A 15288-nucleotide genomic window follows, 5' to 3' on the forward strand; every position below is an offset into this window, starting at 1 on the left:
CGAAGCCGTCGCTGCTTCACTCTCCGGACACTCAACGCCCGGCCCTTCTTGACCGCGCTCAGCGCACCGGCACGATGGCCAGGGTCACGGTGGCCTTGGCGATCAGCTTGCGCTGGCCCTGTTCGTCCTCGGCGAACACTTCCGATTCGGCCACGGTGAGGGCGCGGCCGGCCTTCAGTACCGTGGCCTCGCACACCAGCGCCACGCCCAGGGCCGGGCGCAGCATGTTCACCTTGTACTCGGCGGTAAGCGGCATATGGGCGTCGTCCAGCAAGGTGCCCGCCGCCGCGCCGGCGGTGTGATCCGCCAGAGTGCCCACCGCCCCGGCGTGCACATAGCCGTTCTGCTGGTGCAACGCCTCGCGCACCGGCAGCCGGGACACCACCCGGCCGGATTCAATGGAAACCGTCTCCACGCCCAGCAGCCGCAGGAACGGCGGCGTCATCATCTCGGCGATACGATCAAACTGGCCCATGGCCTCTCTCCTGGCAGCGTGAAAAACCATAAGCATTACCCAGGCCGGCGTTTTTCTCCAGCGGGGCCCGCCGGATCACGGAGGGACTATCCCTCACCTCCATAAATGATACTGGTTCTCATTTACATTTGAGGTTCAATCTTCTATAAAGGCTGCTTTACCGAACGCGCCTCGCGTCGGTTTTTCTTTTTTTTATCGGCCTGCCTGAAGGAATCCTATCGTGAACCCAACCTCCCCCGCCGCCTCCGCGCTGGCCCTGGCGGTGGCCCTCGCCGCCCAGGGTGCCGGGGCCGCCGAAGCCGACAACCATGTTCTCGAAGCGGTCACCGTGGTGTCCGCCGCCGGCTTCGAACAGCACATCGCCGATGCTCCGGCGTCCATTTCCGTGATCGACCGGGAGCAGCTGGAGAGTCACAGCTACCAGGACCTTACCGATGCCCTCAAGGACATTCCCGGCGTCACCATCACCGGTGGTGGTTCGTACCAGGACATCAGCCTGCGTGGCATGGCCTCCAAGTACACCATGATCCTGGTGGACGGGCGGCGCCTGTCCGGCCGCGAGGCCACCGGCAACGGCCAGGACCGGGGCCTGGAGCAGAATTACCTGCCGCCGCTGCGCGCCATTGAGCGCATCGAGGTAATTCGCGGCCCGATGTCGTCGCTGTACGGTTCCGAGGCCATGGGCGGGGTGATCAACATCATCACCCGCAAGGTGCAAAAGCAGTGGATCGGCTCGTTCGGCAGCGAAGTAACCCTGCAGGACAACAGCAAATCCGGCGACGCCCGGCAGTCGGATCTGTACCTGGCCGGCCCGTTGCTTGAGGACAAACTGGGGTTGCAGGTGAACGGCCAGGTCCGCCACCGCGACGAGGATGAAATTCTCGACGGCTTCGAGGAGCAAAAGGTACGCGGCGGCGGCGCCAAACTGGTGTTCACGCCGGATCAACGCAACGACCTGGCGCTGTCCTACGACGAGGTGCACCAGGAACGTAACGGCTCGCCGGGCAAGTCCTACCAACCGGATGTGGACGGCTCGAACCGGCTGTTCAAAAAGACAATCGCCGCCCTCACCCACGATGGCCACTTCGACGCCTGGAGCACCGAGTCCTACCTGCAGAACGAAAAAACCGAGAACCCGGACCGGCAAGGCAGGCTGCGCGACGGCATCACCCTGGAAACCCTGATCGCCAATACCCAGGCCACCTACTTCGGCGACCGCCACATCGTCACCTTTGGCGCCCAGTACAAGGACGAAGAACTCACCGACTACGCCACCAACCGGCTGCCCACCAGCGACGCCACGGAAATCAGCCGCTGGCAATACGCGGTGTTCCTGGAGGACGAATGGCGCCTGACAGGCAAACTGTCGCTCACCGGCGGCCTGCGCTTCAACAAGGACGAGAACTTCGGCAACCACGTGTCGCCGCGTCTGTACGCGGTGCACCACCTGACCCCGGCGCTGACCCTCAAGGGTGGTATCTCCACCGGCTACCGGCAGCCGTCCCTGCGCGAAGCCGCCGACGACTGGGGCAGCGTCACCGGCGGTCCCTATGCCGCCGCCGGCCAGCCCCGCGGCATCATCAAGGGCAACCCGGATCTGGACCCGGAAACCAGCATCAACTACGAAGCCGGCTTCGCCCTGGATCTGCCCGCCGGCATCGCCACCAGCCTTATGCTGTTCCAGACCGACTTCAAGGATAAGATCACCGAATACCGGGAGTGCCAATCCGACCCGTCTTCGGACCGCAACGATCCGTCCACCTGGGATTGCAGCAACGCCGGCGAAGCCTATTACTTCGTCAGCAACCGCATGAACGTGGATGAAGCGCGCATGCAGGGCGCCGAGGCCACCCTGGCCTGGCGGCTGGCCACCGATTTGCGCTTCAACGCCAGCTACACCTATACCGACTCCGAACAGCGCACCGGGGAATTCAAGGGCGAACCGCTCAACAAGATCCCGCGCCATATGGTCAACGCCGGGCTGGAATGGCAGACCACCGACAAGCTGCAAAGCTGGGCCCGGGTCAATCACCGTGGCCGCACCTCGGACTATCAGTCCCGGGTCAGTATGGCCGAAGGCACGCCGGGCTATTCGCTGGTGGATGCCGGCCTCAACTACCGGGCCAGCAAAAACCTGACCCTCAAGGCCGGGGTCTACAACCTCACGGATCGCCAGATCACCAACGAGGATTTCGAGATCATCCTGGATGGCCGCCGCTACAACGCCGGCCTGGTGGTGGATTTCTGATGAGCATCGACCTGCAACGCCGTTTGTTGTGCGCCGCCCTGGCCGGCGCCGCCCTGCTGCCCGCCGCCGCCCTGGGGCGGCCGGACATGACCCGCACCATGGGCACCACCCTGGCGGACACCGGCTCACGCTGGTACCGGCTGCAAAGCTGGCGCCTGGACGCCGGGCCCGGGCGCCGCGCCCACCGCATCTGGCTGGCGATCCCGCGCACCGAGGCGCCCGCCGACGGCTACCCGGTGCTGTACCTGCTGGACGGCAACGCGGCGCTGGCGCGCCTGCGCGAAGAGTGGCTGGCGCCGCTGGCGGAAGGCCGGCCCCCGGTGCTGGTGATGATCGGCTACGACACCGACCTGATGTTCAACGGCGCCGACCGGCAACGGGACTATACGCCGCCCCGGCCGGACGGCAGCCGCCCCCGGGACGACCGCCACCCGGATCGGCAAAGCGGCGGCGCGGCGGACTTCCTGGAACGCATCGAGCGGCACATCATGCCGCGCGTGGCGGACACCGTGGCCATCGACCCCACCCGGCGCGGCCTTTGGGGCCATTCCTATGGCGGCCTGTTCACCCTGTTCGCCTTGACCGCCCGGCCGGGCGCCTTCGACAACTACTTCCCCACCAGCCCGTCCCTGGGCTGGGCGGACGGCGTGCTGAACCAGCACCTGGAAGCCCTGGCGGACAGCCCGCCGTCGCAACCGGCACAGGTGTGGATACGGCGCGGCAGCGAAGAATTGCGCGCCCCCCGGGACGCCGATGCGGCCACCCTGGAGCGGCTCCGTGGCCAGGCCAACGAGCAGTTTTCGTCGTTCTGCGACGAACTGGCGGAGATCCCGCCGCTGACCGTGCATCGGCGTATTGATCCCGGTCTTGGCCACGGCGCCATGTTCAGCGCCTCGCTGCCGGACACCCTGCGCATCACCGCCGGCCTGCCGCCGCTCCAGGACTGGTCCTGATCCGCCGACCCCGCCGGCACTCTGCCCCAGATCAAGGCGCGGCGGGCGGTGGGCACCTACATTCAGCGGCTAACCCTGATTCGAATAGGCAACGGAATGGACGCGGATGTGATCATCGTGGGCGCCGGCCCCGCCGGGCTGAGCCTGGCCCGGGTGCTGGGCGGCGCCGGTCTCCAGGTGCTGGTGCTGGAGAAACAGCCCCGGGCGGCCTTGCAGGAACCGGCCTTCGATGGCCGCGAGATCGCCCTCACCCACGGCTCCCGCCGCCATCTGATCGACTGGGGCATCTGGGAGCATCTGCCCGGCGAGGACATTTCCGACCTGCGCCAGGCGCGGGTGTTCGACGATGGCGCGCGCCATCACAGCCTGGACATCGACGCCGGCCCGGGCCACCGCGATCAGCTCGGCTGGCTGGTGCCCAACCAGTGCCTGCGCCGGGCCGCCTGGACGGCGGCTCTGGCCTGCCCCCAGGTGACCGTGCTGGACGGCGTCGAGGTCAGCGATCCACGCATCGAGCGGGATGCCGCCAGCGTGGCGCTGGCCGATGGCCGGCGCCTGCGCGCGCCCCTGCTGGTGGCCGCCGACAGCCGCTTCTCCGCCACCCGCCGGGCCCTGGGCATCGCCGCCCGGGTGTGCGACTACGGCAAGAGCATGATGGTGATGCGGGTGCGCCACGAACGGCCCCACCATCACCAGGCCTGGGAGTGGTTCGGCCACGGCCAGACCCGCGCCCTGTTGCCGCTCAACGGCGACCGGGCCTCGGTGGTGCTGACCCTGCCGGCCACCGAGATGGAACGGCTGCTGGCCCTGGACGACGACGCCTTCAACCACGACATCAGCCAGCGCTACCAGGGCCGCCTGGGCGCCATGACCCGGATCAGCGAGCGCCATGTCTATCCCCTGGTGGGGGTCTACGCCAGCCGTTTCCACGGCCCGCGCTTCGCCCTGGTGGGCGACGCCGCCGTGGGCATGCACCCGGTCACCGCCCACGGTTTCAACCTGGGACTCACCAGCGTGGCCCATCTGGCCGCGCGGCTGATTCCCGCCCACCGGGCGGGCCGCGACCCCGGCGCCAGCGAGCTGCTGGAAAGCTACCACCGCGCCCACCGGCGCAGCAGCCTGCCGCTGTTCAACGCCACCCATCTGGTGGTGTCGCTGTACACCGACGACCGGGCACCGGCGCGGCTGTTGCGCGGCGCCGCCCTGAAAGCGGCCAACACCCTGACCCCGTTCAAGCGGCTGATCGCCCGCCAGGTCACCGGCTGATCCCTGGCGCCCGACGCCGGGGCGGCCTATCATGCGCGCCGATTGTTTCCATGCCGTTCCGACCGCCGGATTAAAGCCGTACCGATGTCGAGCCCCGATTCACCCTGGCGCCATGCGCTGTCCCTGACCACACCGGTAATGCTTGGCTATGTGCCCCTGGGCATCGCCTTCGGCGTGCTCTGCGTGCAGATGGGCCACGCCTGGTGGCTGGCGCCGTTGATGTCGGTGGCGATCTACTCCGGCGCCAGCCAGTTCCTGCTGTTGAGCCTGCTGGCGGCGGGCGCCTCGCTGACCGAAATCGGCGTGGCCATTTTTCTGCTCAGCGCCCGGCACCTGTTCTATGGGCTGTCCATGCTGGGCCGCTTCCGGGGCAGCGGCGCGCGCAAGCCCTACCTGATCTACGCGCTCACCGATGAAACCTATTCGCTGCTCAGCACCCGGCCGGAAACCCGCGACCCGGCGGTGGCGTTCCGCATCAGCCTGCTGAACCAGGGCTGGTGGTTGCTGGGCTCGCTGCTCGGCGCCGTGGCCGGCAGCCTGCTGTCGTTCGACAGCACCGGCATGGAGTTCGCGCTCACCGCCCTGTTTATCGTGCTGACGGTGGAATTAATGGCCACCATCAGACAGCCGGCGCCGTTCGTCATCGGCCTGGCCTGCGGCCTCGGCGCCCTGTTGCTGCTGCCCAAGCAGCACATGCTGCTGGCCGCCATCGGCGCCGCCTGTCTGGTGTTGTTGCTGGACTACCGGCGCCGCGCCCCGGGCACCGTGGAGGCCGGGCCATGAGCACCGGCACCGTACTGCTGGCGGTGGCCATCGGCGCGCTGGCCACCATCGCCTCCCGGGCGCTACCGTTCGTTGCCCTGTCCCGGCACCACGACCATCCGCTGCTGGCCTGGCTGGGCCGCTATCTGCCCGCCGCCATCATGGTGATCCTGGTGGTCTACTCCCTGGCCGACCTGCGCCCGCTGAAACTGGACGACGCCAAGGGCACGCCGCTGCTGCTAGCCTGCGCGCTGGTGGTGGTGCTGCACCTGTGGCGGCGCAACGTACTGATCTCCATTGTGGTGGGCACCGGCGCTTACATGGCCATGGTGCAGTACGGCACCTGACCGCCCGCTTGTGCGCCGGCGGCACCCTCTCTATAGTTGATAACCGTTCTCATCAACAGAGGCCACCCGGAGCCCCCCATGACGGCGATGCCCGCCCCTCGACACTTCACCCTGTCCGACTATGAGCGCTTCGGCGAACGCCATGGCTTCGACTACCAGTGGCATGAGCTGGGGGACGACGAGGACCCGTGCCTGGCCGAGGGCATCATGGAGGAAGTGCCGGTGGCCGGTGGCCTGACCCTGGTGGTCTCCGACGTGCTCAATCACCGGGGTTACGGCGCCCGTTCCATGATGGCACCGGGCTTCACCTCGATCCTGCTGCTTGAAGGGTACGCCGAGGCGCGGCTGGGCGGGCGCGCCAAACGGCTGACCCTCAACGACAACGACGCCATCACCGTCAGCCACGACGACACCCAGGCGATGACCGGCGAGCACCGGGCCGGCCTGCGTCTGCGCAGCGTGTCGCTGCTGGCCCGGGAAGCCACGCTCAGTGACCAGGCCGCCCCGGCGCCATTGCGCCAGCGGCTGGCCCGCAAGGGCTTCAGCCTGGACGGCTGGCGGGCCGACGCGCCGTTGCGGGCGCTGGCGGAGAGCCTGTTCCAGCCACGCTGGGACGGCGCCCTCGGCCGCCTGTGGCAGGAAGGCGTGGCGCTGCAGATGCTGGCCCATGCGTTGTCCGCCGACGACCAGACCAGGCCGGCGCCGGCACGCCTGAGCGAGCGCGACCGCCGCGCCCTGGAGCGGGTCCGTGACGCCCTGCACCAGCAGCCGGAGCAGGATCACAGCCTGGACGCGCTGGCCCGGCTGGCCTGCATGAGCAGCAGCACCCTGCGCCGCAAGTTTCAATACGCCTATGGACAGAGCGTGTTCAATTACCTGCGCGACCGGCGCCTGGAGCGGGCCAGCCACGGCCTGCGCCGGGAAGGCTGGAGCGTGGAACAGGCGGCGGAACGGGCCGGCTACCGGCACGCCAACAACTTCGCCGCCGCCTTCAAACGCCGTTTCGGCACGGTGCCCAGCCGCTGGCGCTAGGGCCTATCGCACCTGTTGCGGCTATAAATCCACCCATCAAGGCACGAGGAGAGAAGTTTGGTGGCTCCAAATGAACGACGAGTAACGCGGAGGGGTGGATTTATAGCCGCAACCCGAAGGGCTGGCGCCCTTTTGGACCTCCAGCGTCGTTGTCGGTCGCTTATTTGGACTGACCAAACGGCGCTCCCTCCGCCTGGCTGGAGGTCCAAAATGACACCCAGCAGGCGCGATGCGAGTAGTGTGAAAAGGCCCTAAAACGCCCGGCCCGCAGCGATTTACGATCAGCGGCCAGCGGCGGCGGCGCTGGCCGGCGGCGACAATAGCGTTTCATTTTCGGTCTGGACCCACGCCCATGAGCCCCGCTTCCCCCACTCCGGCTTTCCGCCTGTCGCCCCTGCTCGGCGCCTACCTGTGCTGCACCATGGCGATGATGGCCTTCGTCTCCCTGATCGGCCCGATCTCCCGGCAACTGGGTCTGCCGGCCTGGCAGGCGGGCACCGTGGTGTCGGTGGCCGGGGTGCTGTGGATGCTGCTGTCACGGCCCTGGGGCGCCCTGAGTGACCGGCGCGGGCGGCGGCCTGTGCTGCTGTCCGGTCTGGTCGGGTTCACCCTGGCCTATGGCGCCCTGTGCGCCTTTCTGATCGCCTGCCTGCGATGGGGCGCCTCGCCGCTGTGGGTGTTCCTCGGCCTGCTATTGACCCGGGGGCTGGCCGGCGCCTTCTTCGCCGCCGTGCCCACCACCGGCCAGGCCCTGGTGGCGGATCATTTTCCGGTGGGCCGGCGCACCGGCGCCATGGCCTCCCTGGGCGCCGCCAACGCGGTGGGCGTGGTGCTGGGGCCGGCGCTGGCCGCCCTGCTCGCCCGCCAGGGGCTGTGGTTGCCGCTGCTGGCCACCTCCGTGCTGCCCCTGGTGGCGTTGGCGCTGGTCTGGCGTCTGCCGCGCACCGCGCCGGCCCGCGCCGATCAGGCGGCGTTCATCCTGCCGCTCACCGACCGCCGCCTGCGCCGGCCCATGGTGGTGGCGTTCCTGGCCATGGGCGCGGTGTCGGTGGCACAGATCACCGTGGGCTTCTTCGCCATCGACCGCCTGCAGCTGTCCCCGGAGGCGGCGGCCCGGGCGGCGGGCCTGGCGCTGACCATGGTGGGCGTGGCGCTGATCCTGGCGCAGTTGCTGGTGCGGCGGCTGGGCTGGCCACCGGCGCCGCTGATCCGCGCCGGCCTGCTGGTGGCCGCCGCCGGCTTCGCCCTGGTGGCGGTGAGCCACGATCAAATCACCCTGATGGCCGGTTTCTTCGTCGCCGGCGCCGGCATGGGCTGGGTGTTCCCGGCCTTCGCCGCGCTGGCGGCCAACGCCGTGGGGCCCACGGAACAGGGCGCCGCCGCCGGCTCCGTGGGCGCCGCCCAGGGCCTCGGCATCGTGCTTGGCCCGCTGGCCGGCAGCCTGTTCTATGAGATCGCCCCCGGCGTGCCCTACGCGGTGGCCGCCGTGGCCCTGGTGCTTACCGCCCTGTGGCCGATGCCGGCAACAACGGCGCAAGCCGCCTGAGCCAGGATGGCACGGCGCCAGTGCGGCATTTGGCCGCACCCGCCGACGCGCCTATGCTGCTAGAGTCCCGCGCGTTTTGAACCGCGAGAGACCCCGCCATGAAAGCACCCCACCGCCGCGCCGGCGCCCTTCTGCTGCTGGCTCCGGCCGCCGCCCTGCACGCCGCTGAACCCACCGTCGACGCCAACGGCGAGCACTGGCTGGCGCCGGTGGTGATCACCTCGGTGGCGCCGTCGTCGCCGCTGACGTTGGAAACCGATCCGGGCGAGCCGCGCCAGCCGGTGCCGGCCAGCGACGCCGCCGACTACCTGAAGACCATTCCCGGCTTTTCGGCGGTGCGCAGCGGTGGCAGCAACGGTGATCCGGTGCTGCGGGGCCAGTTCGGTTCGCGCTTGAATCTGCTGGTGGACGGCGGCGAGATGATCGGCGCCTGCCCCAACCGCATGGACGCGCCCAGTTCCTACATCGCCCCGGAAACCTATGACCGGCTTACCGTGATCAAGGGCCCGCAAAGCGTGCAGTGGGGCCCCACCGGCTCCGCCGGCACCGTGCTGTTCGAACGTGAGCCGCTGTATTTCGATGCTCCTGACCAGTCCCTCAACGCCGCCTTCCTGGCCGGCTCAAATGGCCGCCGGGACCAGGTGGTGGACGCCACCCTGGGCGCCCGCCCCGGCTACCTGCGCTTCAGCGGCAACCATGGCGAAGCGGACGACTACCGGGATGGCAATGGCGACCGGGTACCGTCGCGCTGGAAAAAATGGAACACCGACGTCGCCGCCGGCTGGACGCCCACCCCGGACGCCCTGATCGAAGTGCGCGCCGGGCGCGGCGATGGCGAAGCCCGCTATGCCGGGCGCGGCATGGACGGCAGCCAGTTCGACCGCGAGAGCCTGGGCCTGCGCTGGCGCTTCGGCGCCCTCGGGGATGTGCTGGAACGCATCGAAGGCCAGGTCTACTACAACTACGCCGACCATGTGATGGACAACTACAGCCTGCGCACGCCGTCGGGCACCGGCATGATGGCCGGCCCGATGGCCTCCAACGTGGACCGGCGCACCCTGGGCAGCCGCCTCAAGGGCACCTGGCTGTGGCAAAGCACGGAACTGGTCGCCGGGGTGGACGCCCAGACCAGCAGCCACCGGAAACGCAGTGCCATGGGCGTGGATGCTTACCACGGCGAACCGAGAGTCAAGGACGCGGAGTTCCAGCGCTACGGAGCCTTCGCCGAGGTCACCCGGCGCCTGGACGGGCCGGCGCGGCTGATCGGCGGCGCCCGCCTGGACCGCCACACGGCGGAAGACCATCGCGCCAGCCAGAGCGGCGGCATGGGCGGCATGCCGATGGCCAACCCCACCGCCGGCGACGAACGCCGCGACACCCTGCCCTCCGGCTTCCTGCGCTACGAGCGCGACCTGCCGGGCCGGGGCGCCACCGTCTACGCCGGCCTGGGCCACGCGCAACGCTTCCCGGACTACTGGGAACTGTTCTCCGCGGACGCCGGCCCCACCGGCAGCGTCAACGCCTTCGACGGCGTGGAACCGGAGAAAACCACCCAGCTCGACCTGGGCGCCCAATACAAGAGCGACGCCGTGGACGCCTGGGTGTCCGCCTATGTGGGCCGTATCGAGGACTACATTCTGTTCCGCTATCGCAGCGGCATGATGGGCAGCACCAGCCAGGCGGACAATGTGGACGCCCGCATCATGGGCGGTGAGCTGGGCGCCACCTGGCGCTTCGCCAACCACTGGAGCAGCGATGCCAGCCTGGCCTATGCCCGTGGCGAGAACCGCGACGACGGCGAGCCGCTGCCGCAGATTCCGCCGCTGGAAGGCCGTCTGGGGCTGAACTACCAGCGCGGTGACTGGAGCGCCGCCGCCCTGGCCCGCCTGGTGGACGCCCAGCACCGCATCGATGCCGGCAACGGCACCGTGGTGGGCCGCGACCTGGGCGACAGCAGCGGCTTCGCCACCCTGGCCCTGAACGGCGCCTGGCGGGTGAACCGCAGCCTGCGGCTGAGCGCCGGCGTGGACAACCTGTTCGACCGCGCCTACGCCGAGCACCTGAACCTGGCCGGCAACGCCGGCTTCGGGTTCCCCGGCAACCGCCGCATCAACGAACCGGGCCGCACCGTCTGGGCGAGGATGGACCTGACCTTCTAAGCCCGTGGCGGAACGTCTTTAATCGCCGGTGAAACGCGGCGCCCGCTTTTCCAGAAAGGCGCTGGCGCCTTCCAGGAAGTCATCGGAGGCGAAGGTGCGCGCGGCGATCTCCCGTTCCACGCGCAGACATTCGAGCATATCGTCCGGCCGTTCCCGGGCCATCCGCTTGACCGAGGCCTGGGCCAACGGTGGGCCGGCGGCGAGCCGCTCGGCGAGGCCAAGCGCCACGGTCAGGGCCTCGCCTTGGGCGGCACCGATGTCCGCCAACCCCATGTGCAGGGCATCGTCCCGGGAGACTTCCTCGCCGGTAAGCAGAATGCGCCGGGCCCGGCCGGCTCCCACCCGGAACGGCAAGGACCACCAGAGCGCGCCGTCCGGCGCGGCGCCCACGCGAATCTGCGCGGCGCAGAAACGGGCGCCGTCGGCGGCCACCATCAGATCACAGGACGCCGCCAGGCCCAGACCGGCACCAAAGGCCGGCCCCTCCACCGCCGCGATGTAGAGCTTGTCGGAGGTCAGCATCCGTTCCATCAAGGGCGCGCCGCCTTCCAGCCGCCGCAGAATCTTCTGCTCGTCGCGGATCCGGCGTAGCGCGTCCAGATTGCCACCGGCGGAGAACACCCCGCCGCCGCCGGTCAGTACCAGGACACGCAGCGCCGGATCGGCTTCGAAACGCTCGATGGCGTCGATCAGCCCCTCGCGCACGCCCGGCGCGCCCAGCGAGTTGCGCATGGCGTAGGCATTCAGGGTGACCACCGCCACCTTGTCCCGGTTTTCCATCAAAACCACTTGATCAGTCATGGTGTTCGTCCTCCAGGGATTCCAGATAGCGCCAGCCGTTGTGGGTGGCATCGCCGAACAGCCGGCTCAGGGCGTTGACCCGCAGCAGGTAGCGTCCGATACCCAGCTCCTGGGTCATGCCGATGCCACCGTGCAGCTGAATCGCCTCCCGGCACACGCGGTCGCCCACCGGCACCGCCAGCGCCAGCGCGGCGAAGGCATCGCCATGGCGGGGGTCGCGCATGAGGCCGTCGGCCGCGCCCCACACCAGCGAGCGCAGCATTTCCAGATCCGCATGCAGATCGCTGGCACGGTGGCGCAGCGCCTGGAACGTCGCCAGCCGGGTGCCGAATTGCTCGCGCAACCGCAGGTAATCCAGGGTCCGTTCGAACGCCCCCTCGCAGGCGCCCAGGGTTTCCGATGCCGCCGCCAGGGCGGCGTGGGCCAGGGCCGCGTCCAGCGCGTTGTGCGCCGCCGGGCCCCGGGCGATCACCGCGCTCTCCGGCAGGGCCACATCGGTGAGCGTCAAGGTGGCCAGGCTGGTGCCGTCGAAGGCGGTGAACAGTGCCGCCTCCAGGCCCGCATGATCCTTTTCCAGCAGCACCAGGGCCGGCGCTTCGTCGATCCGGCAGGTGACCAGAAAGGCGTCCGCGCAGGCCGCATCCATGACCACATGCTTGGTGCCGTCCAGCCGCCAGCCGGAGGACGTCGCCCGCGCGGTCAGAGCGATGGCCCGGTAATCGTAGCCGGCGTCCGCTTCCAGAGCCGCCAGGGTGAGCACGCCATGGCCCTCCGCCAGTTGCCGCAGCCAGTGATCGCGGACCTCACCCTGGGGCGCCTGCTCCAGGGCGGTACCCGCCAGCACCGCGCTGGCCAAAAAGGGAGCGCGCCATTGCTGGCGGCCGAACTCGGCGCACAGCACGCCCAGCGCCACCGCGCCCAGGCCCGAGCCGCCATGGGATTCAGGCAACGCCACGCCCAGCAGCCCCAGTTCGGCGAGCTGACGCCAGACCGGGCCATCCACCGCGTGGGCCGACGACAGGGCCTGGTCACGGCGCGGGTCCCATTCCTTTTCCAGCAGCTTGCGCACGGTGTCGCTTACAAGCTGCTGCTCTTCCGTCAGAACGAATTGCATGCCGGTTTCCTTACAGATCAAGCGCGTGCCGCGCGATGATGTTGCGCTGAACTTCATTGGAGCCCGCGGCGATCGCCGGCCCACGCAGGTAATAACGGGACTCCGCCACATAGCGGGCGTCGCCACCGCGATTGAGAAGGCCCCGTGGCAAGCCGTCGTAGGCCTGGTCGGCGGCCAGCGCGTCCGCGCCGGCGATGTCCAGGATCGCCTCGTCCACCGCCTGATTGGTGGCCACGCCCTTGAGATTCAGGGACGACGCGAACACACCGATGCGGCCGTCGCGGATCAGCATGTCCAGCCCTCGACGGGTGGCGAATTCCAGCGCCTTGACCTGCACCGCCACCTCGGCGATGCGGGCGCGCACGTCGGCGCGCCGGTACAAGGGGCCATCGCCGTCCCGGTTGTGACGGGCCAGCGCCAACAAACGCCCCAGCTTGCGGGTGGCCTCGGCGTGCCGGGAGGTAGCCAGGCGCTCGTGTTCGAGCAACGCCTTGGCGGTGGTCCAGCCGGTGTTTTCCTCACCGATGCGCTGATCCACCGGCACCCGCACATCGTCCAGCAGTACCTGATTGAGAATGTGGGCCCCGTAAAAATGATGAATCGGTTCCACCGAGACGCCTTGGCTGCGCATGTCGAGCAATAGAAAGGAAATCCCCTTCTGTTGCTTCACGTCGCTGTTGGTGCGCACCAGACAGAACATCCAGTCCGCGTAATGGGCATAGCTGGTCCAGATCTTGCCGCCGTTGACCCGGTAGAAGTCCCCCTCGCGCACCGCCCGGGTGCGCAACGAGGCCAGGTCGGAGCCGGCGGACGGTTCCGAATAGCCCTGGCACCACCACTGCTCCAGCGTCAACGCGCCGGGCAGGAAGCGTTCCTTCTGCTCCTCGGTGCCGTATTCCAGCAGGATCGGGCCGAGCATGCGGGTATTGAAGGGCGGCACACCGGGGGCGCCGGCCAGCGCCATTTCCTCTTCGAACACGAAACGCTTGTGCAGCCCCCAGTCCGTGCCGCCCCAGCGTTGCGGCCAGTGCACCGCGCCCCAGCCCCGGTCCACCAGTTTTCGCTGCCAGGTGATCGTTTCGGCGCGGCTGATATCGCGGCCTTGCGCCACCTTCTGGCGAATCGTTTCGGGCACTTCCGCGATCACGAATTCACGGATTTCCTCTCGAAACCGGCGTTCCTCGCGCCGATCAAGCGGGTCTGTCATTGCACATCCTCCCTGGCGGTCCGCGCCGGCGTCACCGTCGCGATCATGAATAAAAAGGCGCCGGCGCGGGGCCGACGCGAAGGGCACGGAACGGTCGGTCCATCGTCGCTTTCCGCGGGGAGGGGGAGAGCCTCGCCCCCGCGGCGGGTTCATCCCGCTCGGGCACCGTGGAAAATGCCTGAAGCGCCATGCCGTGCCGTGGACCACTGGTTGACCCTCGTCGGGCCGGTTCAGAACTTCAGTTGCGCGCCCACCGACACCGCCCAGGGCGCGCCGCCGGATGCGGTTCCAACCCGATCCCCGTGGGCATAGTCCATGACCCGGTACGCGGCGGCGTCGCCGTTGCGGGTCATGGAGTACATGGCGTGAAGCAATACGGAAGGGCTGAGGGAGTGGAATACGCCGACGCTGTACTGATCGGCTTCGTCGTCGCCCACGGCGGATTCCTCGGCATGGTGCCACTGGCCCGCCAGGTTCCAACGCGGCGCCACCTTAAAGACCGCCTGAGCACCATAGGCTCGACGGTCCAGCGGCGCGTAATTGTCGGGCTGGACGTCTTCGTAGATGGCGCCCAGGGTGAGCGCGCCCAAGGTGTACTTGGCGGCCGCGCGCCAGGCTTCCAGGCTGCCAGTGGCGTAGAAGTCCGAATAATGGATATAGGCGCCGTCCAGGCGCAGGTCGCCCGGTTGCCAGTTCAACCATACACTGGCGCTGTCCCGGTCGTTGTCATCCACCGCGCGAATCGATCCGCTCTGGTCGGTGGAGTACTGCAACGCCACGTTCAGGTCGGCCAGGTCGAACTTCCAGTTGAGGCTGTTGCTGCCGAGCAGATCAAGGCGGGGACCGCCGCCCACGGAGCCGGCGCCGAGCAGTGCGTGGGTATCGCCGATGGTGGTATTGAAATAGCCCAGGTAGGAAACCCCCATGTTCTTGAACGGCGTGTTGATGCGACCGATCAGGAAGGTGCCGGCCGGCGTATCCAGACCGAGAAAGCTGTCGCGGGTGGTCCAGACGTCGCCGGCGTCGGTGTCGTCGATGTCCACCTGCTGTTCGTACTGCCACAGAAAGGTGTAGTGATCGTCGTAGGGCACCTCGCCACGGAAGCCGATCATGCTGGTGTTACTGGATACGCCCAGATCGCCGTCGGACAGATTCGGGTTGGCGTCCGCTTCCTGCTTGGACACATCGGAGTCCGCGTAGTCCACCGACAGGCGGAGGGCACCGTAGAGCTCCACTTTCTTGGTGATCGCCCGTTCCGGGTGCAGCACCTGTTCGAGCACCTGAATCTCCGCGGCCTGGCCGGCCAGCGGCAGCGCCGCGAACAGACCGGCGGCGATGATTTTCTGGCAACACGGTTTTTTCATTTTTTCTCTCCTCG

The 15288-nt window shown here is 68.6% G+C and carries 13 protein-coding genes; 8 read left to right on the top strand and 5 right to left on the bottom strand.

Going from position 1 to position 15288, the window contains the following annotated elements:
* Positions 1–58: 58 nt before the first annotated feature.
* On the bottom strand, positions 59–475 hold the full coding sequence (locus tag FGS76_RS08015) for a PaaI family thioesterase (RefSeq protein ID WP_138772106.1): 417 nt from the start codon (positions 473–475) through the stop codon (positions 59–61).
* A 220-nt stretch (positions 476–695) separates the two neighbouring features.
* Between FGS76_RS08015 and FGS76_RS08020 the strand changes: the two genes are divergently transcribed.
* The 8 genes from FGS76_RS08020 to FGS76_RS08055 all read left to right on the top strand — a co-directional run bounded on the left by FGS76_RS08020 (position 696) and on the right by FGS76_RS08055 (position 10788).
* The gene (locus FGS76_RS08020) at positions 696–2723 is read left to right on the top strand and encodes a TonB-dependent receptor domain-containing protein (RefSeq protein ID WP_240692468.1); all 2028 of its coding nucleotides are present in this window, start codon (positions 696–698) and stop codon (positions 2721–2723) included.
* Positions 2723–3676, top strand: a complete 954-nt coding sequence (locus FGS76_RS08025; RefSeq protein ID WP_138772107.1) for an alpha/beta hydrolase — start codon at positions 2723–2725, stop codon at positions 3674–3676. The genes FGS76_RS08020 and FGS76_RS08025 overlap by 1 nt, the downstream gene beginning before the upstream one ends.
* A 96-nt stretch (positions 3677–3772) precedes the next feature.
* Positions 3773–4942, top strand: coding sequence for a 5-demethoxyubiquinol-8 5-hydroxylase UbiM (ubiM, locus tag FGS76_RS08030; protein ID WP_138772108.1), 1170 nt, complete (start codon positions 3773–3775; stop codon positions 4940–4942).
* Between the two features lie 84 nt (positions 4943–5026).
* On the top strand, positions 5027–5725 hold the full coding sequence (locus FGS76_RS08035; protein WP_138772109.1) for an AzlC family ABC transporter permease: 699 nt from the start codon (positions 5027–5029) through the stop codon (positions 5723–5725).
* Entirely contained in the window at positions 5722–6051 is a 330-nt protein-coding gene (locus FGS76_RS08040) for a branched-chain amino acid transporter permease (protein WP_138772110.1), read from the top strand. Before FGS76_RS08035 ends, FGS76_RS08040 begins: the two co-directional genes overlap by 4 nt.
* Before the next feature lie 78 nt (positions 6052–6129).
* The gene (locus FGS76_RS08045) at positions 6130–7083 is read left to right on the top strand and encodes a helix-turn-helix transcriptional regulator (RefSeq protein ID WP_138772111.1); all 954 of its coding nucleotides are present in this window, start codon (positions 6130–6132) and stop codon (positions 7081–7083) included.
* A 352-nt stretch (positions 7084–7435) separates the two neighbouring features.
* Positions 7436–8629, top strand: a complete 1194-nt coding sequence (locus FGS76_RS08050; protein ID WP_138772112.1) for an MFS transporter — start codon at positions 7436–7438, stop codon at positions 8627–8629.
* A 98-nt stretch (positions 8630–8727) separates the two neighbouring features.
* On the top strand, positions 8728–10788 hold the full coding sequence (locus FGS76_RS08055) for a TonB-dependent copper receptor (protein WP_138772113.1): 2061 nt from the start codon (positions 8728–8730) through the stop codon (positions 10786–10788).
* Positions 10789–10806: 18 nt separating this feature from the next.
* Here the strand turns inward: FGS76_RS08055 and FGS76_RS08060 are convergent, their stop codons facing one another.
* The 4 genes from FGS76_RS08060 to FGS76_RS08075 all read right to left on the bottom strand — a co-directional run bounded on the left by FGS76_RS08060 (position 10807) and on the right by FGS76_RS08075 (position 15274).
* Positions 10807–11589, bottom strand: coding sequence for an enoyl-CoA hydratase/isomerase family protein (locus tag FGS76_RS08060; RefSeq protein ID WP_170214429.1), 783 nt, complete (start codon positions 11587–11589; stop codon positions 10807–10809).
* Positions 11582–12703, bottom strand: a complete 1122-nt coding sequence (locus tag FGS76_RS08065) for an acyl-CoA dehydrogenase family protein (RefSeq protein ID WP_170214430.1) — start codon at positions 12701–12703, stop codon at positions 11582–11584. Before FGS76_RS08065 ends, FGS76_RS08060 begins: the two co-directional genes overlap by 8 nt.
* A 10-nt stretch (positions 12704–12713) precedes the next feature.
* Positions 12714–13910, bottom strand: a complete 1197-nt coding sequence (locus FGS76_RS08070; protein ID WP_170214431.1) for an acyl-CoA dehydrogenase family protein — start codon at positions 13908–13910, stop codon at positions 12714–12716.
* A 230-nt stretch (positions 13911–14140) separates the two neighbouring features.
* Entirely contained in the window at positions 14141–15274 is a 1134-nt protein-coding gene (locus tag FGS76_RS08075; protein WP_138772117.1) for a porin, read from the bottom strand.
* Positions 15275–15288 lie beyond the last annotated feature (14 nt).

The organism is Alloalcanivorax gelatiniphagus (assembly GCF_005938655.1).
Taxonomy (GTDB): Bacteria; Pseudomonadota; Gammaproteobacteria; order Pseudomonadales; family Alcanivoracaceae; genus Alloalcanivorax; species Alloalcanivorax gelatiniphagus.